The sequence below is a fragment of the Rhizobium sp. LjRoot254 genome, from assembly GCF_964254105.1.
In the GTDB taxonomy this organism is placed as follows: domain Bacteria; phylum Pseudomonadota; class Alphaproteobacteria; order Rhizobiales; family Rhizobiaceae; genus Rhizobium_E.
On the sequence record NZ_CAXUSM020000001.1, the window covers coordinates 1035942 to 1057625 of the forward strand.

Sequence of the window (21684 nt, forward strand, 5' to 3'; positions counted from 1 at the left end):
ATAAATTTTACTGGCTTTGGACGGGGAATGGCCAATCAAACCGCAACAGCAATGGATTTCACGCAGCCCAAAGTGGGTGCGCTGATCCGTGCGCGCCGCCGGCAGTTGCATATGACCTTGCAGGAAATCTGCGAGGCCGCCGGCATTTCCATGGGTTATCTCAGCCAGGTCGAGCGCGACCAGGCGACGCCGTCGCTCGGCACATTGGCACAGATTGCCCGCAGCCTCGATGTCGGCATGGATTATTTCATCTCGACGCCAAGCATCGAGGATTCGCTGACCCGCGCCGAGGAAAGGCAGAAATTCTCGGTCGACGGTTCGTCGATTCTCTACGAACGCATCGCCGCGGATTTCGCCGGCAACATCCTGTCCTCCTTCGTCCTCAACATTCCGCCCGGCTACAAGTCCGAGACGGTCAGCCATGAGGGCGAGGAGATACTCTACGTGCTGGAAGGCACGATCAACCAGCGCCTCGACGAGGAAGTTATCGTGATGAATGTCGGCGACAGCCTGCATTTTCGCGGCAATCGCCCGCATGCCTGGTGGAATGATTCCGGCAAGCCGGCCAAGGTTCTGTGGACCGGCACGCTTCCACTCTTCCGCGGCCGGACGGCCACGGCGGATTTGACCACCAAGACCAAAAACAAGACACCTAAGAAACCTGGGAAAGAGGAGAACGACCGATGAAAATGCTCACCGCCGCGCTGGTCGCGGCATCCATGCTGGTGCCCGCCGCCGCGACAACCGCCTTTGCCGCGACGCCTGCGGATGCGCTTGTCGTTGCCGCGAATATTGACGACATCGTCTCGATCGATCCGGCCGAAGCGTATGAATTCTCGTCCGGCGAATATGTGACGCAGACCTATGATCGCCTGGTGCAATATGATGCGCCCGACGTGAAGAAGATGGTGCCGGGCCTTGCCAGCAAGTGGACCGTGGACGATGCAGCCAAGACCATTACGTTCGAACTTCGCGAAGGCGCGAAATTCTCATCTGGCAATTCCGTTCGCGCCGAAGACGTCGTCTATTCCTGGAAGCGCGTCGTGGTGCTCAACAAGGCGCCCGCATTCGTGCTGACCCAGCTCGGCTGGACGCCCGAGAATTTCGATTCGATGGTCCGCGCCGACGGCAACCGCGTCGTCGCCACCTATTCCGGTGACTTCTCCTCGGCCTTCGTGCTCAACGTGCTGGCATCGCGCCCGGCATCGGTCGTCGATGCAGTCACCGTGCAGGCCAACGAAGCCAGTGGCGACATGGGCAATGCCTGGCTGAAGGCCAATTCCGCCGGCACCGGTCCCTTCGTGCTCAAGGCCTTCCGCCCCGGCGAAATTCTCAACCTTGCCGCCAACCCGGATTATTTCGGTGGCGCGCCAGCCATGAAGTCGCTGATCATCCGCCATGTCGCGGAATCGGCAACCCAGCAGCTGCTGCTCGAATCCGGTGACGTCGATCTTGCCAAGAACCTGACGCCGGACCAGATCGCCAGCATCACCACCAAGGGCAATTTCACCGTCGAGACCTATCCGCAGGCGGCCGTCCACTTCCTGAGCTTCAACCAGAAGACCGAGTCGCTGACCAACCCGGCGATCTGGGAAGCCGCGCGCTATCTCGTCAACTACAAGGGCATGACGGACTCGTTCCTCAAGGGCCAGATGGAAATCCACCAGGCCTTCTGGCCGAAGGGCTTCCCAGGCTCGCTCGACGATACGCCGTTCACCTATGACGTGGAAAAGGCCAAGAAGATCCTTGCCGATGGCGGTGTGAAGACACCTATCAAGGTGACGCTCGACGTGATCAACTCCACGCCGTTCACCGATATGGCGCAGTCGTTGCAGGCGGGCTTTGCAGAAGCCGGCATCAACTTCGAGATCATTCCCGGCACCGGCAGCCAGGTGATCACCAAGTATCGTGCGCGTACGCATGAAGCCATGCTGCTCTATTGGGGCCCGGATTTTATGGATCCGGATTCCAACGCCAGCGCATTCGCCTACAATGCCGACAATTCGGACGACAAATACGCATCGACCACGACATGGCGCAATGGTTGGGCCGTGCCTGAAGAGATGAACAAGGAAACGCTTGCCGCCAAGAAGGAAGCCGATCCGGCAAAGCGTGACGCGATGTATATCGACCTCCAGAAGAAGGTGCAGGCCAAGTCGCCGATCGTCATCATGTTCCAGGCCGCGACCCAGGTCGCCATGGCGAAGAACGTGTCGGGCTATGTCAATGGCGCGACGTCGGACTTCGTCTACTATCGCCTCGTGAAGAAGTAAAAGCCTTCACGGCGAAACGGGCTGCCCGATCTACCCCCGGGCAGCCCATCCCCCGTACAGGTTCAGACGTCAGGGAGGCCGGTTTTGAGTGATCTTCTCGTCCGCGCGATCAAGCAGGCCGATGCCGCCGAAATCGCCGCGATTTACACGTTCGAGTCCGTGATCGCCAATACCGGCCAGATTCCGCTCCGGGACGGCCAGTTCTGGACGAGTTTCTGGAAAGCCAAGGATCCGAACGGCGTCGAACTCGTCTGCGAGATCGAGGGCAGGGCCGTTGGCCATCTGGGCATCATCACAAGTGCCTCGCATCGCCGCAAGCATGTCGCGAGCTTCGGCATTGCAGTACATCCCGATTTCCAGGGACGCGGTGTCGGCAGTGCGTTGGTTGCTGAGATGCTGAAGCTTTCGGACAACTGGCTGAATATCGTGCGGATGGAACTGACCGTCGCGTCCGAAAATCAGCGTGCGATGGGCCTCTATCTCAAGCACGGTTTCGTCGTGGAAGGCGAGGCGCGTTTTGACAATTTCCGCGCCGGCAAGTTTACGCATAGTACACAGATGGCGCGGATCAATCCGGCTTTCGCTAGCGCGACGGCCGCCTAAATTCCGTCAAGGCGCTGACCCTATTTCCGGGACGAAGCGCGCCCGATCCTGCCGCGCAAGCTGAACCAATGCCTCCGAAATGATCCTTATGCGCTCGACCCCGCGCAGGTCGTCATGCACCGTCAGCCAATAGCTGCGGATGACGCTGTGAGCCTTCAGGATAGGCTGCAAGGTTGACTGATCCGCGCACATAAACACCGGCAGCATGCCGAGTGCCGAACCGCTTTTCACCATTTCAAGCTGGGCGACGATGCTGGTGCTGCGGATCGTCGGGTTGAGCCGGACGCCGTCGAAAACAAGGTAATCGAGCAGTGGCGTGAAGAGTAGCTGGGATATGTAGCCGCAAAGCGCGTGTCCCGCCATGTCCTCCAGGCTGGCCGGCCGGCCGAAGGCCTTGAAATAATCTGATGTGCCGAAGAACTGCAGCACATAGTCGGTCAGCTTGCGGACGGCGATATTGCCGAATTGCGGCCGGTCGAGCGTGATGGCGATATCCACCTCGCGCGCAGCCAGCGAATAGTTCTGCGGCAGGGCGACGAGTTCCAGCGAGATCTCCGGGAAGGAAGCCGCCAGCGCCCCGATCCGGCCAGCGAGATAGCCTACGCCGAGCCCCTCTGGAACGCCGATGCGGACGGTTCCGACGCGCGAGCCCTGCATCGATTCGAGCACTGCGAGATCGGACAACAGGCCCGATTCCAGCCGCTCGGCGGTCCGCATCAGTTGTTCGCCTGCAGCATTGATCCGGAGGCGCCGGCCGGCACGATCGAAGAGACGTATGCCGATGCGGGATTCGAGATTGGCGAGTCGCCGGGATACGGTGGAATGATCTATCTCCAGCACCCGCGACGCCTCGGAAACGGTGCCCGCACGCGCCACTGACAGAAACACCCGGAGATCATCCCAGTCCATATCTATCTTTCCGCACAAGCTATGTGCAAATTTCGGCGTTGCTCGTAAGCCCGTTTGGTAGAACGATTGCGCCGAGGAGACAAGCATGCGCATGGAGGAAAAGGTGGCTCAGCAGCTCGAGGGCGATTATGACTATATCGTTGTCGGCGCCGGCACGGCGGGCTGCATCGTCGCCAACCAGCTTTCGGCCGATCCGAAAAACCGCGTGCTGCTGCTCGAAGCCGGCGGGCGCGACAACTGGATCTGGTTCCACATTCCGGTCGGCTATCTCTTCGCGATCGGCAATCCGCGCGCCGACTGGATGTTCCGCACCGAGCCGGAAGCGGGGCTCAATGGCCGTTCGCTGGCCTATCCCCGTGGGAAGGTCATCGGCGGGTCGTCGTCCATCAATGCGATGATCGCCATGCGCGGGCAGGCGGCCGATTACGATCATTGGCGGCAGCTCGGCATGACCGGCTGGGGTTGGGGTGATGTGCTGCCGGTGTTCCGGAAAATGGAAGACCATTTCCTTGGCGAGAGCGAGCATCACGGCATCGGTGGCGGCTGGCGTGTTGAGCCGCCGCGCCTGTCCTGGCAAGTGCTTTCAGCCGTGCAGGACGCGGCCGCCGAGATGGGCATTCCCCGCAGTACCGACTTCAATACCGGCAACAATGAGGGCTCGGGCTATTTCCATGTGAACCAGAAGATGGGCCGCCGCTGGTCCTCGGCGCGAGGCTTCCTCAAGCCGGTGCTGAACCGCCCCAATCTCAGGCTCGAAACAGGTGTGACGGTCGAGCAGTTGATTTTCGATGGCCGGCGCGTGACCGGCGTTCGCTTCCGTCAGGGCGGCCAGACCGTGACGGCAAAGGCGAGAGGTGAAGTCGTTCTCTCGGCTGGTTCGATTGGCTCGACACAGATATTGCAGCGCTCCGGCGTCGGCCCGTCGGATTGGCTGTCGCCGCTCGGCATCGATACCGTCCATGAACTTAAGGGTGTCGGTGGCAATCTGCAGGATCATCTGCAGCAGCGGGCAATCTACAAGGTCCGCGGCGTGAAGACCCTGAACGAGACCTATCATAATCTCTTCAAACGCGGGCTGATGGGCGCGGAATACGCCTTGCTTCGCCGTGGGCCGCTGACCATGGCGCCGTCGCAGCTCGGCATATTCACCCGGTCCGATCCGCATCAGGAACGGCCGAATATCCAGTTTCACGTCCAGCCGCTGTCGCTCGACAAGTTCGGCGATCCGCTACACCGGTTCCCGGCGATCACCGTCAGCGCCTGCAATTTGAGGCCCACCTCGCGCGGCGTTGTCATGCTGAAGAGCAGGGATCTCGATGCGCCGCCGATGATCGCGCCGCATTACCTCACCACGGACGAAGACCGGCAGGTTGCCGCCGATGCGATCCGTGTCACCCGTCGGCTGATGAAGCAGAAGGCGCTGGCGGTCTTCTCGCCGGAGGAATATCTGCCGGGGCTTGCTGTTGGCGACGATGACGCGGCGCTGGCCAAGGCGGCAGGCGATATCGGCACCACGATCTTCCATCCCGTGGGTACCGCCAAGATGGGGCTCGCCAGCGGCCCCTTTGCCGTTGTGGATGAGCGGCTTCGGGTGCATGGTCTCTCCGGCCTGCGCGTGGTTGATGCCTCCATCATGCCGACGATCACTTCGGGCAACACCAATACGCCGACATCGATGATTGCGATGAAGGGGGCGGCAATGATCCTCGAGGACGCCAAAGGACCGCATTCGTGAAAGAGATTGCCAGCCGAGGACAGCGGGATCGGGCAGGCGTCAGGCAGCCGGGAGAGAAGCATGGATTTTGAACGTTCCGAGGAACAGCAGGCGATCTGGGACATGGCCTTCGCCTTCGGGCAGGAGCGCATCGCGCCGTTCGCCGCGCAGTGGGAAGAGGACGGCACGATCCCGCGCCAATTGCTCGAGGATATCGGCGCGCTCGGCCTTGGCGGTATCTATGTCTCGGAAGAGGTTGGCGGTTCCGGCCTCAAGCGGCTCGATGCGGCGCTGATCTTCGAGGCGCTCTCCATGGCCTGCCCGGCGGTGGCGGCTTTCGTCTCGATCCACAATATGTGCGCCTGGATGATCGACCGCTATGGTTCTAGGGAAATCAAGGCACGGCTGCTGCCTGATATGTGTACGATGAAGACCATCGCCTCCTATTGCCTGACCGAGCCGGGTTCGGGCTCGGATGCCGCCGCACTTCGCACCAAAGCGACCAAGACAAACGACAGTTATGTGCTGAACGGCTCCAAGGCCTTCATCTCGGGCGGCAATTATTCCGATCTCTATGTCGTGATGTGCCGCACCGGCGTCGATGGCCCAAAGGGCATCTCGACCGTGGTGGTGCCGAGCCCGAGCGAGGGACTGAGTTTCGGCGCCTTCGAGAAGAAGATGGGCTGGAAGGCGCAGCCTACCACGCAGGTGCAGTTCGACCATTGCGGCGTGCCGCTCGATAATCTCGTCGGCGAGGAGGGGCAGGGGTTCAAGTATGCGATGGCCGGTCTCGATGGCGGGCGGCTCAATATCGCGGCCTGTGCGCTGGGCGGCGCTCAATCGGCCCTCGACAAGACGATTGCCTACATGAAGGAACGCAAGGCGTTCGGCGGCAGGCTCGCCGATTTCCAGGCACTGCAGTTCAAGGTCGCCGACATGGAGACCGAACTGCAGGCGGCTCGAATCTTCCTGCATCAGGCGGCGTGGAAGCTCGACAACAAGACGCCGGATGCTACGAAATTCTGCGCCATGGCCAAGCGCTTCGTGACCGATGTCGCCTTCGATGTCGCCAATAGCGCGCTGCAACTGCATGGCGGATACGGTTATCTCGCCGATTATGGCATCGAGAAGATCGTCCGCGATCTGCGCGTCCATCAGATCCTCGAAGGCACCAACGAGATCATGCGCGTGATCGTGGCTCGCCAGATGTTTGCGAATTGAGGCCGGCATGAATTCCAGCGAAGATATCTCCATCCGGGTCGAGGGCCGTGTCGGGCGCATCACGCTGACCCGGCCGAAGGCGCTGAATGCCGTCAACCAGGCGATCGTGGACGGCATGTACGCGGCGTTGAAACGCTGGGAAATGGACCCGGATATCGCGCTCGTGCTCGTCGATGCGGAGGGCGAGAAGGCGTTCAGTGCGGGTGGCGATCTCGCGTCGATCTACAACGCAGCCAAATCAGGCGAGATCGCGTCCGCCAATAGCTTCTGGCGCGGCGAATATCGCCTCAACGCCTATATCGATCGGTATCCCAAGCCCTATGTCGCTGTGATGGATGGCATCGTCATGGGTGGTGGCGTCGGTGTTTCGGGTCATGGCTCGCACCGCATCGTCACGGACAATTCCATGGTCGCCATGCCCGAATGCGCAATCGGCCTGATCACCGATGTCGGCGGCAGCTACCTGCTGACGCGGGCACCCGGCCATATGGGCGAATATCTCGGTCTGACCGGCGCGCGGATGAAGGGCGAGGATGCGATCTATGCCGGTTTCGCCGATGTTTACGTGCATCGCGCGCGCCTTGAGGATGCCAAGGCCGCGCTGGTCGCAGAAGGCGATGTGTCGGCTCTCGCCCGGTTCGAGGAGGCGCCGCCGCCATCGGCGCTCGCCAGGGATCAACAGATTGTCGATCGGCTCTTCGCTGGCGCGTCGGTGCCCGACATCATGGATGCGTTGCGGATCGATGGCTCGGAATGGGCGCTGAAGGCACTCGGTGCGATCGAAAAAGGCTCGCCGCTCTCGGCGATCATGATCCTGTCGGCGGTGCGCGATGCCAGCTCATTGGAGCGCGCGCTGAGGAATGAATACCGTTTCGTCTCCCGTGTCCTCGAACACGGCGATTTCGTCGAGGGCATCCGGGCCATCGTCATCGACAAGGATCGAAATCCGACCTGGCGGTACAAGGACATCGACGCCGTTCCCGCTGAAATTATCGCTCTGATGAGAAGCGAGGCCGAAGGCGGCGACCCGGATTTCTTGAATTGAGGAGCTATTGAAATGAAGATCGGCTTTTTCGGACTGGGCAATATGGGCGGGCCGATGGCCGCCAACCTCGCCAGGGCGGGCCACGAAATCACGGGTTATGATGTCGCCGGCACCACGGCGGAGGGGGTGACGAGCGTCGCCTCGGCGAAGGAGGCAGCATCCGGGCAGGATGTCGTCATCACCATGCTGCCGAACGGCAAGATCCTGCGCGATGTCTATGACGAGATCGTCGCCTATGGCACCAAGGACGCGCTGTTCGTGGATTGCTCGACGGTGGATGTCGAAAGCGCGCAATATGCCCATGCCAAGGCGAAGGCCAATGGTCTGGCAAGCGTCGATGCGCCTGTCTCGGGCGGCGTAACGGGTGCCGCCGCAGGCACGCTAACGTTCATGGCCGGCGGTGAAGACGACGCTTTCCAGCGCGCTGCGCCACTGTTCGAGATCATGGGACAGAAGGCCGTGCATTGCGGGACGGCGGGAGCCGGTCAGTCGGCGAAAATCTGCAACAACATGATCCTCGGCATTTCGATGATCGGCGTCTGCGAGGCTTTTTCACTGGCCGACAAGCTCGGGCTCGACCGGCAGAAGATGTTCGATGTCGTCTCGACGTCGTCGGGCTTCTGCTGGTCGCTCAACAATTACTGCCCGGCGCCGGGCGTCGGCCCGAAAAGCCCCGCCGACAATGACTACAAGCCCGGCTTTGCGGCCGAACTGATGTTGAAGGACCTGATGCTCAGCCAGGCTGCGGCCGATGCGACCAATGCCGCCACGCCCCTTGGCGCGGCCGCCACGGCGTTCTATCAAGCGTTCGTCGAGCATGGCGGGCGCGGCAAGGATTTCTCGGCCGTGCTGCCGCGACTGAGCGAAATGAAGCGTGGAGACCAGCCATGAGCGAACCCCTTGTTATCACCCGCGACGGCGGCGTCGTGCTGGTCCAGATGAACCGGCCGGAAGTGCTGAATGCGCTGAGTTCCAGGGTGATGAACGAATTGGCCGAGACGCTGAAGCCGCTCGATCGCGATCCCACCGTCGGCTGCTTCGTGCTGACCGGCACCGAGAAGGCATTCGCCGCCGGTGCCGATATCAAGGAGATGGCTGACAAGCCCTATATGGACATGTTCCATGAGGATTTCTTCGCGGGCTGGGAAAAGTTCTACAGCCTGCGCACGCCGAAGATCGCCGCCGTTTCCGGCTTTGCCCTCGGCGGCGGCTGCGAACTGGCGATGATGTGCGATATCATCTACGCCTCGAAATCCGCGAAGTTCGGTCAGCCCGAAATCAAGCTCGGCGTCATTCCCGGCATGGGCGGCTCGCAGCGTTTGACGCGGCTCATCGGCCGCGCCAAGGCTATGGACATGATCCTCACCGGCCGGATGATGGATGCCGAGGAAGCCGAACGCAGCGGCCTTGTCGCCCGCGTCTTCGAAAACGACAAGCTGATCGAAGAATCCATGAAAGCTGCCAAAACGATCTCCTCCTACGGCAAGGCTTCGACGGTTGCGGCGCGCGAAGCCGTCGACAGGGCCGATGAAGTGTCATTGCGCGAAGGCCTGCTGTTTGAACGCCGCGTATTCCACGCCTTGTTCGCCACCGAGGACCAGAAGGAAGGCATGGCCGCTTTCGTCGAAAAGCGGCCGCCGAATTTCAAGGGTCGATAGCATCGCAGGCGCGAGTGGGGAAGTGATATGACGGATACTTTTCAATGGCTTAACGAGCCCCCGTTCTGGCAAGGCGATGCCGGGTCACTTTCCCTCGTGACAGGCGACAAGACCGATTTCTGGCGCGAGACCTTCTACGGCTTCATCCGCGACAGCGGGCATGCCTGGCTGACACCGGTGTCGGGCGATTTCTCGGCCACGGTCACGATCCGGGGTGACTATCAGGCGCTCTACGATCAGGCCGGAATGATGCTGAGGATCGACGAGACGCATTGGATCAAGACCGGCATCGAGTTCACCGACGGCCTCATGCATTTCAGCGTCGTGGTCACGCGGGGCGTGTCCGACTGGTCGGTCATACCGCTCCACTCCGCCTCGACGGAGACGGCGGTTTTCGTGCGGCTTACGCGGCATGCCGATGCCGTTCGGGTTCAGTTTCACCTCGGTGATGGCCGCTGGCAAATGGCGCGGCTTTGCCCGTTTCCGGCCGATGATGCGATTGTCGGGGTGACGGCTTGTTCGCCGGAACGAAAAGGCTTCTCGGCTCGATTCGAGGACATCTCGGTGGGGCCGCCGATCGCGCGCAAGCTGCATGACGGCTGACAGCGGCGACGCGTCACTGGCCATGAGCGAGCGATTTATCGCAGATTGACGCCGGGAAGGGTCGGGGGATATGTATCCGCAAAAGGGGCCGGCTCGCATTGTCGTGTGTGGCTGCGGACAGGAATACGATGACTTCAGGACCGGACGGGACAAAAACCAAGCCGAGATCGCGTCGCGGCAGCGGGCGTCCGACGCTTTCGGATGTCGCCGACCTCGCTGGCGTCGGCCCGATCACTGTGTCACGCGCGCTGCGTGAACCCTCGCGCGTGTCGCCTGAACTCCGCGAGCGGATCGATGCTGCGGTCAAGAATCTCGGCTATGTGCTCAACCCCAATGCCCGGGCGCTGGCGTCGGTCCGTGCCGACGTGATCGGCGTGCTCATCCCGTCGGTGACCAACAACGTGTTCTCCGACGTGCTGCGCGGCATCCATGACGGGCTCGGCGATTCCTCGATGCAGATCCAGTTCGGCAATACGCACTATTCGGTGCGCGAGGAGGAGCGCCTGCTGCGGGTATTCCTCAGCCAGCATCCCTCGGCGCTGATCGTCTCCGGCATCGACCAGTCGGACGAGTCCCGCAAGCTCCTCGAAACCGCTGGCTGCCCCGTGGTGCAGATCATGGAAACGGGGCCGGACCCGATCGACATGATGATCGGGTTTTCGCATTTCGATGGTGGCAAGGTCGTGACCAGGCATCTGCTCGATCAGGGCTGCCGGCATATCGGCTTTATTGGCGCGCGCATGGATCCCCGTTCGGGCCGGCGCCTGGCTGGTTATTCCGAGGCGATGCGCGAAGCCGGATTGTTCGACGAACGGCTGGTGACCACCACGACCTTACCCTCGAGTGTCACGATGGGATCGAAGCTCTTCAGTGATGCATTGGAACGGATGCCTGAACTTGATGCCATCGTCTGTAACAATGATGACCTGGCGTTGGGCGTGTTGTTCGCTTGTCATCGCGCCGGCATCGATGTTCCAGGCCGCGTCAGCATCGCCGGTTTCAACGATCACGAGATGATGGCGGCAGCTTGGCCGCCGATAACCTCCATCCGCACGCCGCGCTACGAGATCGGCAAGCAGGCGATTGCCATGGCGCTCGCCGAGATCAATGGCGACACCGTGCGGGAACGCGTCATCGATCTCGGTTTCCAGCTCATGACACGCGACAGCACTGCACGTTTGCCCGCATAAAAAACATTTTCAGCTGCGGGACATGACGCTTTACAAGCGTCTTTGGTAGCGCTACCATCTCTAAATGACGCCTGTCGGGAGGAGCCTTCTAGGTGTCATGGACTTGGCGGATCGCATGGCAAAACCGTTTGGCGGATACTTGCGTGACATCGATGCGCAAGTCCTGCCCGTGCGGATGCCTGCTCGTCCCGCCCGTCCTGCCATGGAAACCATTGGGAGGAATTCAATGTTCAGATCTATCGTCAGCGGCATTCTGGCTGCTGGTACACTCGCGCTCATGTGCTCTGTCGCATCCGCGGACCCCGAAATCGTCAGCGGCCCCGCAGCCGAGCCGGAGTGTTTCGCGCCTTGGTCGGCGGATACCAAATTCTTCAAGTTCCCGAAGAAGGACGGTCCGTATCGCATCGCGCTCGCCAACGGCTATATCGCCAATACCTGGCGCATCCAGATGATCCAGACGGCCAAGGCCTATGCCGCGCAGCCTGACGTCGCTGCAAAGCTCAAGGAATTCAAGGTCGTTTCGACCGGCGAGGACGTCCCGGCGCAGATCTCGGCGATCAACAACTTCATCGATTCCGGCTATGACGCGATTGTCGTCAACGCGCAGAACCCGACAGCCTTCGGCCCGGTGATCAAGCGCGCCAAGGAAGCCGGCGTCGTCCTCGTGGCGTTCGACAACATTCTCGACACGCAGGATGCGATCAACGTCAATGTCGACCAGAAGGGCCTCGGCATTCTCTGGGCAAACTGGCTGGTCAGCCACGTGCCAAACGGCGGCAAGATCCTCGAAGTGCGCGGCGTGCCCGGCACATCCGTCGATACCGACCGCCATAACGGCATCCATGAAACGCTCGATGCATCGGGCAAGAAGTGGGAAGTGGTGGAAGTGCTCGGCAAGTGGGACGACCCGACAGCCCAGAAGGCGACGGCTGATGCTATCGCGGTCCACAAGTCGTTCGACGGCATCACCGCGCAGGGTGGCGACACCGGCGTAGTGCAGGCGATGATCGATGCCGGACACAAGTTCGTGCCTTTCGGCGGCGAGACGGAGAACGGTTTCAGGAAGTTCTGCGCCAAGCATGCCGCCGACGGCCTGAAATGCTCGTCAGCCGGTACCGGCCCGGCGCAGGTGGCGGTTGCCATCAAGACCGCGATTGCGGCTCTCGAAGGCCAGGTCGTGCCGCAGTCGGTGAAGCTGCCGCTGGCGATCGTCGAGGATCCGAACTTCAAGGAAGGCACGGATTTCTATCCTGACCAGTCCGATAACTTCTTCGTCGGCAATTCCTTCCCGACCTGCGGCATCAACTTCTCGGCCCAGGAAATCATGGGCCAGACGAAGGAAGACCTCTAGACCGCCTCAGGGGTCCAACGAAACAGTGCATGCCGCGAGCCCTCGCGGCGTGCATTCCGCAGGCAGCCGGGGTTTTTGATGACATTGCAAGACGACAAGGCGGTGGAGCCATTCTTCCGCGTGAACGGGGTTTCCAAGCGTTATGGCGGCGTTCGGGCGCTGGAGAATGCCGATCTTGCGGTCCATGCGGGTCGGGTTCACGCCATTCTCGGCGAGAACGGCGCAGGCAAATCAACGCTTATCAAGGTGATGACAGGCGTCGTAGCGCCCGACGAGGGCACGATGCTGATGGACGGCAACACGGTGTCGTTCCGTTCGCCGGCGGATGCGGGATTGCATGGCATTGCCTGTGTGTTCCAGGAATTGTCGCTCATTCCCGATCTCAGCGTCGCCGATAATATTACCATCGCCAATCCGCCATTGAAATTCGGCATGATCGACAAGAAGGCGCAGCGCGCGATCACGCTCGAGGCGCTGGCACGCGCAGGTGCGGAGGATATCCATCCGCGCGCTATGGTGCGCGACCTGCCGCTTTCCCGCCGCCAGATGGTCGAGATCGCCAAGGCGCTGGTCGGCAAGCCGCGTATCCTGATCCTCGACGAAGCGACCTCGGCGCTGACGGCGAGTGATGTGACCAAGGTTTTTGCGGTGCTCAAGCGGTTGCGGTCGGAAGGCCTTGCCATTCTCTATATCTCGCACCGCATGCACGAGATCGCGGAACTCGCCGACGAATGCACCGTGTTCCGCAACGGCCAGAAGGTCGGGAGCTACAAGGCTGGCACGAAAACAGACAATGAAGTGGTCGAGATGATGATCGGCCGCGAATATCACAGCGTCTTTCCGCCCAAGCCGATGCGCACCGCCACAGATGCACAGCCGGTGCTGGAGTGCCGCAACCTCGGCTGGACCGACCGGCTGAAGGATATTTCGTTTGCTGCCGGCAAGGGCGAGGTCATAGGTCTCGGGGGGCTGGATGGACAGGGCCAGCGCGAACTGCTGCTGGCATTATTCGGCGTCTTGCGCGGCACGACCGGTTCGGTGTTGATCGACGGCAAGCCTGTGTCGCTCAACAGTCCTTCGATTGCGCGTTCGCCAAATATCGGGATGGCGCTGATACCCGAGGATCGCAAGACCGAAGGGTTGATGCTGCCGATGACCGTGCGCGAGAATCTCTCCTTCGCCAGCCTCGATCATCTCTCCAATGGCGGAGTTATCGACCGGACCAGGGAAGAGCAGAAGATCGACGAGATGGTCAAGCTGTTGGCGATCAAGACCGCCGGTATCGACATCACGGTCGGCTCGCTCTCGGGAGGCAACCAGCAGAAGGTCGTGATCGCCAAATGGCTGATGCGCCATCCCCGGATCATCCTGCTCAACGATCCGACACGCGGCATCGATGTCGGCACCAAGCAGGAGATCTACCAGCTGCTGCGCCGGCTGGCCGATGCGGGTGCCGCGATCATCTTCTATTCCACCGACTACGATGAGCTGATCGGCTGCTGCGACAGGGTGCTGGTGCTTTATGACGGCAAGGTGGTCAGCCAACTCGAAGGTGGCGGCCTGACCGAGCGCGCGTTGATTGCCAGCGCTCTCAATGTCGACAAGCCCCAGGTATTGGAGGTTGCCGAATGAGCGAGTGGCGTTACTGGCTGAACGAACAGCGCGGCACGCTGATGGGTCTGGCGATCTTCATCGCGATGTTTGCGGTCTATATCCTCAATCATCCCGTGGGCCTGACCGCGAATGTCGCCCAGACGGCGGCCAACAAGGGCGTGTTGCTGGCCTTCGTCGCCATGGCGCAGGCACTGGTGGTACTGACGGCGGGCATCGATCTCTCGGTCGGCATGATCTTCATTCTTACCAATTGCATCGCCTCCTACATCGTCGTCGGCTCGATCGGCATGACCACGCTCGGCGTGGTCGGCACCCTGCTCGCGGGCACGGCCTGCGGGGCGATCAACGGATTGCTGGTCATCTATGGCCGCTTGCAGCCGATCGTGGCGACGATCTCGACCGGCGCGATTTATTTCGGCGTCGCCCTGACCCTCCGGCCTTTCCCGGGGGGCGGCGTCAACGAGGCGCTTGCCGATGCGTTGACAGGGCGTCTGTTCGGTGTCATCCCGGCGAGCCTTGTCCTACTGTTCGCCGTCGTGCTTATCGTCTGGATACCGTTCCGAAAATCGGTGCTCGGCCGGGCTGCCTATGCAGCCGGTTCATCGGAACCGGCGGCCTTCATGTCCGGCGTGCCGATCAAGCGCGGCAAGTTCGCGGCCTATTGCCTTGGTGGGCTCTTCGCCGGCATGGGCGGGCTGTTCCTCACCTTCTTCACCTATACCGGGGACGCCGCATACCAGAGCGGCAGCGGCTATACACTGTGGTCGATCGCGGCCGTGGTGCTCGGTGGCATATCGCTGTTCGGCGGGCGCGGCAGTGCGATCGGCGCGATCTTCGGCGCCTTCGCGGCGCGTACCACGGGCGACATGTTGTTCGTCTTCGATGTCGATCCGCTCTGGCAGCCGTTGCTGCAGGGTGTCGTCCTTCTTCTTGCAGTCAGCATCGGCGCGATCGCGCTGTTTCGCGTCCGCAATCGCCTGGAATGGTTTCAATGAGCGAGATTTCCGACAACCCGACGGCCCAACGTGCACGTCTGCCTGCCTTTCTGCGCAAGGTCGATCCGGCCGTGGCGACCGCCTTCGGCTGTATCATCCTGCTACTGATCGTCGGCAGTATCTATTCCAGCAATTTCCTGTCGCCGGATTACTTGGTGCAGCAGTTGAAGGTGGCGTCGTTCCTCGGCATCACCGCCGCTGGTATGATGCTGGTGATCCTGCTCGGTCATATCGATCTTTCCGTGCCGTGGGTGATGACCATGGGCGCGATGATGGCCTGCGCCATGGCCGGATACGGCACGACCGGCCATGTGCTGGCGATCCCGTTCGGCGTGTTCTGCGGCGCCTTGTTCGGGCTGATCAACGGGTTCGGCGTGGCCTATCTGCGCATCCCGTCGATGATCATCACGCTGGCCACCAATGTCGTGGCGCAGGGGCTCATGGTGCTCTACACCGGCGGATTCTCGCCGCAGGATTCCGCACCGCCCGCCGTGCGCTGGCTTGCCACCGGCTTCATCATACCAGGCGTGCCGAATGCGATCTTGGTCTGGGCGGCTGTCAGCGCGCTGATGGTTTTCCTGTTTGCCCGAACCGCCTTCGGCCGGTCGGTCTACGGCATCGGCAACAGCGAACGCGCCGCCTATCTCTCTGGCGTCAATACCAGGTGGATCGTGATGACGGCCTTCGTCATATCGGGCGCGCTGTCGGCCTTCTCAGGCGTACTCGTCGCGGGCTATGCATCCAAGGCGGCGCAGTCGATGGGTGATGCCTACCTGCTGCCGTCGATCGCGGCGGTGGTGCTGGGCGGCACCTCGATCCTCGGCGGCAAGGGCTCCTATCTCGGAACCATCGCCGGCGTGATCCTGATCACGCTCCTGCAATCGATCCTCTCGGTCATGCAGATGCCGGAAGCGGGGCGCCAGATCATTTATGGCGTGGTGATCGTCGCCATGCTGCTGCTTTACGGCCGCAGCCCGGCGACCCGGTGAATGCCATGAAAGTCGGCGGTGATCGAGCGCAGCAAAAAGACAGCGCGTGGACGGCAACTGCGGTCGTGGTGATGGGTGTGACCGGCTGCGGCAAGAGTGCCGTGGGAACAGCCTTGGCCAAGGCTCTCAACGTCCGTTACATCGAGGGTGACAAGCTCCATCCTCCCGAGAATGTAGCCCGCATGGCGCGAAGCGAGCCCTTGACCGATGCCTTGCGGGAAGGCTGGCTCCAAGCAGTCGGAGAACAAGTCCATGCTGCCATCGAAGGAGGAGAGGGCGCAGTGGCGGCTTGCTCGGCCCTGAAGCGCATCTATCGGGACAAGCTGAGGGCGAGCGAGCCAGGCGTCGCATTCATCTATCTCGCGATCAGTCCCGAGACGGCCCGTAAACGGGTCGCCAGGAGACGCGGCCATTTCATGCCGGCGAGCCTGGTCGATAGCCAGTTCGAAGCGCTCGAACTGCCGGGCGCGGATGAGAACGCGCTTTCGATCAGCGCCGAAAAGCCGATTGCTGAGATTGTCCAGGCGGCAAGAGCCTTTCTCGCGTCACGGCAATCCCAGCCGACCCAATGACCTCAACGCCCAGCGGCGGCCATCGCTGCGCAGATCGGCAATCGAGAGATGCTCGACGTCGATACTTCGGAAAGCTTGCGGTGGGGCACCGAGCACAGCGATGATGGCGGCGCGCGCGACATTGGGGTGGGTGACCGCAACCGTATGACCGCGCTCGCCGAGGCGGGGTTCTAGCCATGCGCCTATACGCGCGAGCAGGTCGGCATGCGATTCACCGCCATGGGGCACGAAATCCGGGTTGTCCATCCATTCGGCGAGGCTTTCGGGTTCGCTCGCCTGCACATCCGATATGCGCGCACCGCTCCATCTGCCGTAATTGATATCGGCAAGCGCGCGATCGACCAGGAAGTTTTCCGAGATCAATTCGGCCGTCTGCCATGCCGCATGGGCCGGCGAACTCAGCACCCGGTCCGGCTTGCCGAGCAGCGGCACGAGCTCCTTGATCTTGAGGATTTCGTCCGGGGCAAGTGGCTCGTCAGCCGGGAAGGCGGATGGCCTGGCCGTGGTCCGGCCGTGGCAGATCAATGTCAGGCGCGTGGTCAAATCAATCGTCCGAATAACGCTGTTCGATCCAGGGATCGCCATACATGCTATAGCCGTTGCGCTCCCAGAAGCCGGCCTGATCGCTGGCGATGAACTCGATCCGGTTGAGCCATTTGGCGCTCTTCCAGAAATAGAGATGCGGTATGACCAGCCGCATGGGGCCACCGTGCTCGCGTGTGATCGGCTGGCCTTCCCAATGCGTGGCGAGGATCGCGTCCTCGGCGGCGAAATCCACAAGGGGTACATTGGTCGTGTAGCCGTCGTAGCTGGTGAGCAATACGAAATGCGCCTCGGGCTTCGGCATCACCAGGTCCAGCAGGTCGCGCGTGGCGACGCCCTGCCACTCGTTGTCATAGCGCGACCAGGTGGTGACGCAGTGGATGTCGCTCACCTTCTTGCTCTGTTCCAGCCGCTGGAACGTCTTCCAGCTCCAGGTCGTCTGATTTTCGACCAGCCCGCGCACATCGAGCCGCCAGCTGTCGAGCGGCACGTGCGGCTGCTGGCCGAGATCGAGGACGGGCCAATTCTTGACGAGGTGCTGGCCGGGCGGGAGACGTTCGGTCTCCGGGCGCGAGATCTTTCCGGTCAGGAACTTGCCCTCGGCGGCCCAGCGGCGTTTCGATGTGGTGAGCTTGCTGTCGGCTTGTGTCTGCTCTTCGCTCATGCGGCATCTCCTTCGCATCGCGGCGATAGGACATCCGCACCCCTCCGGTGTCAAGACGTTCTCGCGGCGCCATCAAGAGCAAGTGATTTTACAGCTGATGTGAAACAATGGGATTAAACGCTACGTACTGGTGAGTAGACGCTCGTTAAAGCCAGGGAGGATTTGGATATGTTTTCACGCAGGAGTTTCCTGAAATCGACCGTGCTCGCGTCGGCGGCAGCCATGCTGGCTGGCGGGCCGCTGGCATTGCTCGACCGGGCATTTGCCGCCAGCATCCAGAAGGTCACGCATACCGACGACGAGTGGCGCAAGCTGCTCAGCGAGGAACAATACCAGGTGCTGCGCCACGAGGCGACCGAGCGGCCGTTCACCAGCCCACTGCTCGAGGAGCACCGCACCGGCACATTCACCTGCGCGGGTTGCGACCTGCCGCTGTTCTCCTCCAAGACCAAGTTCGACAGCGGAACCGGTTGGCCGAGCTTCTGGCAGGCGCTTGACGGCGCGGTGAAGGACAAGAAGGACGAGAGCTTCGGCATGGTCCGCACCGCCAGCGAATGCGCCCGATGCGACGGCCATCTCGGCCATCTCTTCGAGGATGGTCCGCAGCCCACGGGTCTGCGCTACTGCATGAATGGTGTCGCATTGAAATTCGTCGCCGCGACCGCTTGACGGTCGGCGACAGTCGAAAGGACAAGACAATGATGAAGTCTTCAAAATGGTTCAGCCGTGGCATCGCCTGCGCGATGCTGGTGGCTGCCGGTGCCATCCTCTATTCGCCATTTGCTTCAGCGAAGGAGGGGATCGCCATTCCGCCACCGGCACTGGATGAGAAATCCACCGCGGCAACTGAGACCGCGATCTTCGCAGGCGGTTGTTTCTGGGGCGTGCAGGGCGTGTTCCAGCATGTCGAGGGCGTGCTCGATGCGACCTCCGGTTATGCCGGCGGCGAGGAAAAGACCGCGATCTACGAAGTGGTCGGCGGCGGCCAGACCGGCCATGCCGAGGCGGTGAAAGTGACGTTCGATCCGAGGAAGGTGAGCTACGGCAAGCTGCTGCAGGTCTATTTCTCGGTCGCACACGATCCGACGCAGCTCAACCGGCAGGGTCCGGACCGTGGCACGCAATACCGCTCGACGGTGTTTCCGATCGGCGCGGAGCAGGCGAAGATTGCCAAAGCCTATATCGATCAGTTGGATGCGGCCAAGGTCTTTAGCAAGAAGATCGCCACCACGATCGAGCCGGAGGAGACGTTCTATGCCGCCGAAGGCTATCACCAGAATTTCCTGACGCTGAACCCGGATTATCCCTACATCGTCTACAACGACCTCCCGAAGATCGAAAACCTGAAGACGATCTTCCCTGACATCTATCGCAAGGACCCGGTGTTGGTGAAAGTGTCCGGTTAGGGCGGCTTGGCCAATCGCGCCTTGAGAACGACGATGAGTGAAGTAGTCGCGGATCACAAGATTGCCAGCTTGCCCCATCGGATTGGCGGCAAGAATATTGCCCCGCCCACATGCCTTTCGTGATAGATGACGAGTCATGGCTGCCGGCCGGCATGATGCCGGTGCGGCGGAGCCATTTTGATCAGTTGTGAGAGTGCCGTGATAAGATTTGGGCCGAAGTCAGAGACGCCGGAAGCAAAGCCCGCCAAGGCTAAAGCCGAGACCACTGCGACGGACGCTGCTCCCGTAGCTGAAAAGCCCACAGCCAAGGCCGCGCCCAAGGCGAAAAAGGCGAAGGCTTCCACCGACGGGACGCTACTCTAAAATCTGGCCTGCGCCAGCATGATCTCGCGTGCGATCTGTTCGAGCGACACCACTTTCGACACGCCGCCATGGGCGATGGCTTCCTTGGGCATGCCGAAGACGACCGATGTCGCCTCATCCTGGGCAACGTTGAAGGCGCCCGCTTTCAACATCTCGGCCATGCCGCGTGCGCCATCGTCGCCCATGCCGGTCATGATCACGCCCATGGCATTGGAACCGGCTGACCGCGCCGCCGAGCGGAAGAGCACATCGACGGACGGCCGGTGACGGGACACGAGCGGGCCGGGGCGCACCGAGACGTGGTAGCGCGCGCCCTGGCGCTCCAGCATCGTATGCTTGTCGCCGCCCGGCGCGATCAGCACGTGGCCGCGTAGCACGGGATCGCCATCGGCTGCTTCCTTGACCTCGACCTCGCACAGGCTGTTGAGACGCTTGGCGAAGGCTGCGGTGAACTTTTCCGGCATATGCTGGACGATGACCATGCCGGGCGCATTGGCCGGTAGCGCTTCCAGCATTTCGCGCAGCGCTTCGGTGCCGCCGGTCGAGGCGCCGACGCAGACCACCATTTCTGTCGTCTTCGCCATCGCCCGGCCGCTCGGGGGAGGGAGCACGGCATCGGCGGTAAGCTTCTCAACCGGGTTCATCAGTCTGCTCTGGGGCGACACCGGACGGTTGCGCCCGAGATTGCCCATCCGGGCGCGTGCCGCAGCTTTCACCACGTGGCGGATATGGTCGCCGGCCTCGGCGAGATGGTCGGCTGCTCCGATCTTGGGCTTCAGGATGACATCGACGGCACCGGCCTCGAGCGCCTGCATCAGCGTTTCCGACCCGGCCTCGGTCAGCGACGAGCACATGACAACCGGGACCGGATGCTGGCTCATCAGCTTGCGCAGGAAGGTGATGCCGTCCATCTGCGGCATCTCGACATCGAGCGTGATGACGTCGGGCACTTCTTCCATGATCTTGCGCGCCGCCATGAAGGGATCGGTTGCGACCGCGATCACCTCGATATCGGGGTCCTGCTCGAGCACGGCCCGCAGCGTCTGGCGCACGCTCGCCGAGTCATCGATGATCATGGCCCGGATCTTCTTGGTCATTGGCGGCCTCAGACGCGCTGGAAAACGGTGTTGGCGACGGTCACGAGCGGAAGGTCGAAGCCGGCAATCGTTTCGGAATGGCCGATGAAGAGGTAGCCGCCCGGGCGCAGGCAGTCGCACAGGCGCGAAAGCACACCGGCCTGGGTCTGCTTGTCGAAATAGATCATCACATTGCGGCAGAAGATCATGTGCATGGCCTCGCCCACCGGATATTTCTCGTCCATCAGGTTGAGACGTCCGAAGCCCACCCGCGTGCGCAGGCGGGGGTGGATGCGGACCTCGTTGCGGTTCTTTTCCCGTGCCTGCATCACATAGCGCTGGCGCAGGACCGGCGGGACCGGAGCGACCATTTCAGGCGTATAGATGCCCTTGTGTGCGGTTCGGAGCACGTCGGTGGAGAGATCGGTGGCGAGGATCTGGTACCGGGTATCCGGCGCCATTTCCTGGAAGTAGGCGTCGAGCACCATGGCGATCGTGTAGGGTTCGGCGCCGATCGAGCAGGCGGAACTCCATGTCCGGATTTCGCGATGCCGTTGACTGACGAGTTCCGGCAGGACCTTGTCCACCATGTACTGGAAGTGGTTGGGCTCGCGGAAGAAATCCGTCTTGTTGGTGGTGACCGCATCGATCAGGTGAATGGTCTCGGCCTCGAGGCCGTCCGCCTTGAAGAGGAAATTGCAGTAGTCGTCGAAGTTCGAATGGCCGGTGACGCGGAGGCGTTTGCGCAGGCGCCCCTCGAGCATCGTCACCTTGGTTGGCGGCATCTTGATGCCGCTGTAGCTGTAGATGAATTTGGCCAGGCGGTCGAAATCGCGGGGACTGATGCCATCCTGAATGGACGGCAATGAACGCTGTACGGATTGCATTGTCGGAT

Annotated in this window: 22 protein-coding genes; 17 read left to right on the top strand and 5 right to left on the bottom strand. The window is 61.7% G+C overall.

Translation table 11 applies throughout. The features are described 5' to 3' along the window. The first annotated feature begins 27 nt into the window (after positions 1–27). The 3 genes from ACSQ26_RS05155 to ACSQ26_RS05165 all read left to right on the top strand — a co-directional run bounded on the left by ACSQ26_RS05155 (position 28) and on the right by ACSQ26_RS05165 (position 2876). Complete coding sequence (locus ACSQ26_RS05155; protein WP_436006927.1) at positions 28–687, top strand: helix-turn-helix domain-containing protein; 660 nt, start codon at positions 28–30, stop codon at positions 685–687. Continuing rightward, a complete protein-coding gene (locus tag ACSQ26_RS05160; RefSeq protein ID WP_436006929.1) occupies positions 684–2273 on the top strand; it encodes an ABC transporter substrate-binding protein in 1590 nt (529 codons plus the stop codon). The genes ACSQ26_RS05155 and ACSQ26_RS05160 overlap by 4 nt, the downstream gene beginning before the upstream one ends. A gap of 84 nt (positions 2274–2357) precedes the next feature. Beyond that, complete coding sequence (locus tag ACSQ26_RS05165) at positions 2358–2876, top strand: GNAT family N-acetyltransferase (protein WP_436006931.1); 519 nt, start codon at positions 2358–2360, stop codon at positions 2874–2876. A 6-nt stretch (positions 2877–2882) separates the two neighbouring features. Here the strand turns inward: ACSQ26_RS05165 and ACSQ26_RS05170 are convergent, their stop codons facing one another. Further along, positions 2883–3785, bottom strand: coding sequence for a LysR family transcriptional regulator (locus ACSQ26_RS05170; protein WP_436006933.1), 903 nt, complete (start codon positions 3783–3785; stop codon positions 2883–2885). Positions 3786–3888: 103 nt separating this feature from the next. Between ACSQ26_RS05170 and ACSQ26_RS05175 the strand changes: the two genes are divergently transcribed. The 12 genes from ACSQ26_RS05175 to ACSQ26_RS05230 all read left to right on the top strand — a co-directional run bounded on the left by ACSQ26_RS05175 (position 3889) and on the right by ACSQ26_RS05230 (position 16737). After that, complete coding sequence (locus ACSQ26_RS05175; RefSeq protein WP_436015103.1) at positions 3889–5520, top strand: GMC family oxidoreductase; 1632 nt, start codon at positions 3889–3891, stop codon at positions 5518–5520. Between the two features lie 60 nt (positions 5521–5580). Beyond that, the gene (locus tag ACSQ26_RS05180; protein ID WP_436006935.1) at positions 5581–6720 is read left to right on the top strand and encodes an acyl-CoA dehydrogenase family protein; all 1140 of its coding nucleotides are present in this window, start codon (positions 5581–5583) and stop codon (positions 6718–6720) included. A 7-nt stretch (positions 6721–6727) separates the two neighbouring features. Further along, entirely contained in the window at positions 6728–7765 is a 1038-nt protein-coding gene (locus tag ACSQ26_RS05185; RefSeq protein ID WP_436006937.1) for an enoyl-CoA hydratase/isomerase family protein, read from the top strand. 12 nt (positions 7766–7777) lie between these two features. Then, positions 7778–8656, top strand: coding sequence for a 3-hydroxyisobutyrate dehydrogenase (mmsB, locus tag ACSQ26_RS05190; protein ID WP_436006939.1), 879 nt, complete (start codon positions 7778–7780; stop codon positions 8654–8656). Next, positions 8653–9423 (top strand): enoyl-CoA hydratase, encoded by a 771-nt coding sequence (locus ACSQ26_RS05195; RefSeq protein ID WP_436006941.1) that lies wholly within the window; start codon positions 8653–8655, stop codon positions 9421–9423. Before mmsB ends, ACSQ26_RS05195 begins: the two co-directional genes overlap by 4 nt. Positions 9424–9450: 27 nt before the next feature. Beyond that, positions 9451–10026, top strand: a complete 576-nt coding sequence (locus ACSQ26_RS05200; RefSeq protein ID WP_436006943.1) for a DUF1349 domain-containing protein — start codon at positions 9451–9453, stop codon at positions 10024–10026. A 128-nt stretch (positions 10027–10154) separates the two neighbouring features. Further along, complete coding sequence (locus ACSQ26_RS05205; RefSeq protein ID WP_436006945.1) at positions 10155–11216, top strand: LacI family DNA-binding transcriptional regulator; 1062 nt, start codon at positions 10155–10157, stop codon at positions 11214–11216. 226 nt (positions 11217–11442) lie between these two features. Beyond that, positions 11443–12567, top strand: a complete 1125-nt coding sequence (locus tag ACSQ26_RS05210) for a sugar ABC transporter substrate-binding protein (RefSeq protein WP_436006947.1) — start codon at positions 11443–11445, stop codon at positions 12565–12567. Positions 12568–12645: 78 nt separating this feature from the next. Next, positions 12646–14199 (top strand): sugar ABC transporter ATP-binding protein, encoded by a 1554-nt coding sequence (locus ACSQ26_RS05215; protein WP_436006949.1) that lies wholly within the window; start codon positions 12646–12648, stop codon positions 14197–14199. Beyond that, entirely contained in the window at positions 14196–15176 is a 981-nt protein-coding gene (locus tag ACSQ26_RS05220; RefSeq protein WP_436006951.1) for an ABC transporter permease, read from the top strand. The genes ACSQ26_RS05215 and ACSQ26_RS05220 overlap by 4 nt, the downstream gene beginning before the upstream one ends. After that, positions 15173–16165 carry an ABC transporter permease gene (locus tag ACSQ26_RS05225; RefSeq protein ID WP_436006953.1) on the top strand — a complete coding sequence of 331 codons (993 nt, stop codon included), beginning with the start codon at positions 15173–15175 and terminating at the stop codon, positions 16163–16165. Before ACSQ26_RS05220 ends, ACSQ26_RS05225 begins: the two co-directional genes overlap by 4 nt. Positions 16166–16170: 5 nt before the next feature. Continuing rightward, the gene (locus ACSQ26_RS05230) at positions 16171–16737 is read left to right on the top strand and encodes a gluconokinase (RefSeq protein WP_436006955.1); all 567 of its coding nucleotides are present in this window, start codon (positions 16171–16173) and stop codon (positions 16735–16737) included. On the opposite strand, the gene ACSQ26_RS05235 is transcribed toward ACSQ26_RS05230, so the two are convergent. Together ACSQ26_RS05235 and ACSQ26_RS05240 are read right to left on the bottom strand one after the other, a co-directional pair. Then, positions 16711–17280 (bottom strand): histidine phosphatase family protein, encoded by a 570-nt coding sequence (locus ACSQ26_RS05235; protein WP_436006957.1) that lies wholly within the window; start codon positions 17278–17280, stop codon positions 16711–16713. The genes ACSQ26_RS05230 and ACSQ26_RS05235 overlap by 27 nt on opposite strands. A gap of 1 nt (position 17281) precedes the next feature. Further along, positions 17282–17944 (bottom strand): sulfite oxidase-like oxidoreductase, encoded by a 663-nt coding sequence (locus ACSQ26_RS05240; RefSeq protein WP_436006959.1) that lies wholly within the window; start codon positions 17942–17944, stop codon positions 17282–17284. 168 nt (positions 17945–18112) lie between these two features. Between ACSQ26_RS05240 and msrB the strand changes: the two genes are divergently transcribed. After that, positions 18113–18613: a peptide-methionine (R)-S-oxide reductase MsrB gene (gene msrB, locus ACSQ26_RS05245; protein ID WP_436006961.1), complete on the top strand. Its 501-nt coding sequence runs from the start codon at positions 18113–18115 to the stop codon at positions 18611–18613. Positions 18614–18645: 32 nt separating this feature from the next. Further along, on the top strand, positions 18646–19350 hold the full coding sequence (gene msrA / locus ACSQ26_RS05250; RefSeq protein ID WP_436015105.1) for a peptide-methionine (S)-S-oxide reductase MsrA: 705 nt from the start codon (positions 18646–18648) through the stop codon (positions 19348–19350). Positions 19351–19709: 359 nt separating this feature from the next. Here msrA and ACSQ26_RS05255 read toward each other — a convergent pair whose 3' ends face one another. Both ACSQ26_RS05255 and ACSQ26_RS05260 read right to left on the bottom strand, forming a co-directional pair. Then, positions 19710–20810 carry a protein-glutamate methylesterase/protein-glutamine glutaminase gene (locus ACSQ26_RS05255; protein WP_436006963.1) on the bottom strand — a complete coding sequence of 367 codons (1101 nt, stop codon included), beginning with the start codon at positions 20808–20810 and terminating at the stop codon, positions 19710–19712. An 8-nt stretch (positions 20811–20818) separates the two neighbouring features. Next, the gene (locus ACSQ26_RS05260; RefSeq protein WP_436006965.1) at positions 20819–21676 is read right to left on the bottom strand and encodes a CheR family methyltransferase; all 858 of its coding nucleotides are present in this window, start codon (positions 21674–21676) and stop codon (positions 20819–20821) included. Positions 21677–21684 lie beyond the last annotated feature (8 nt).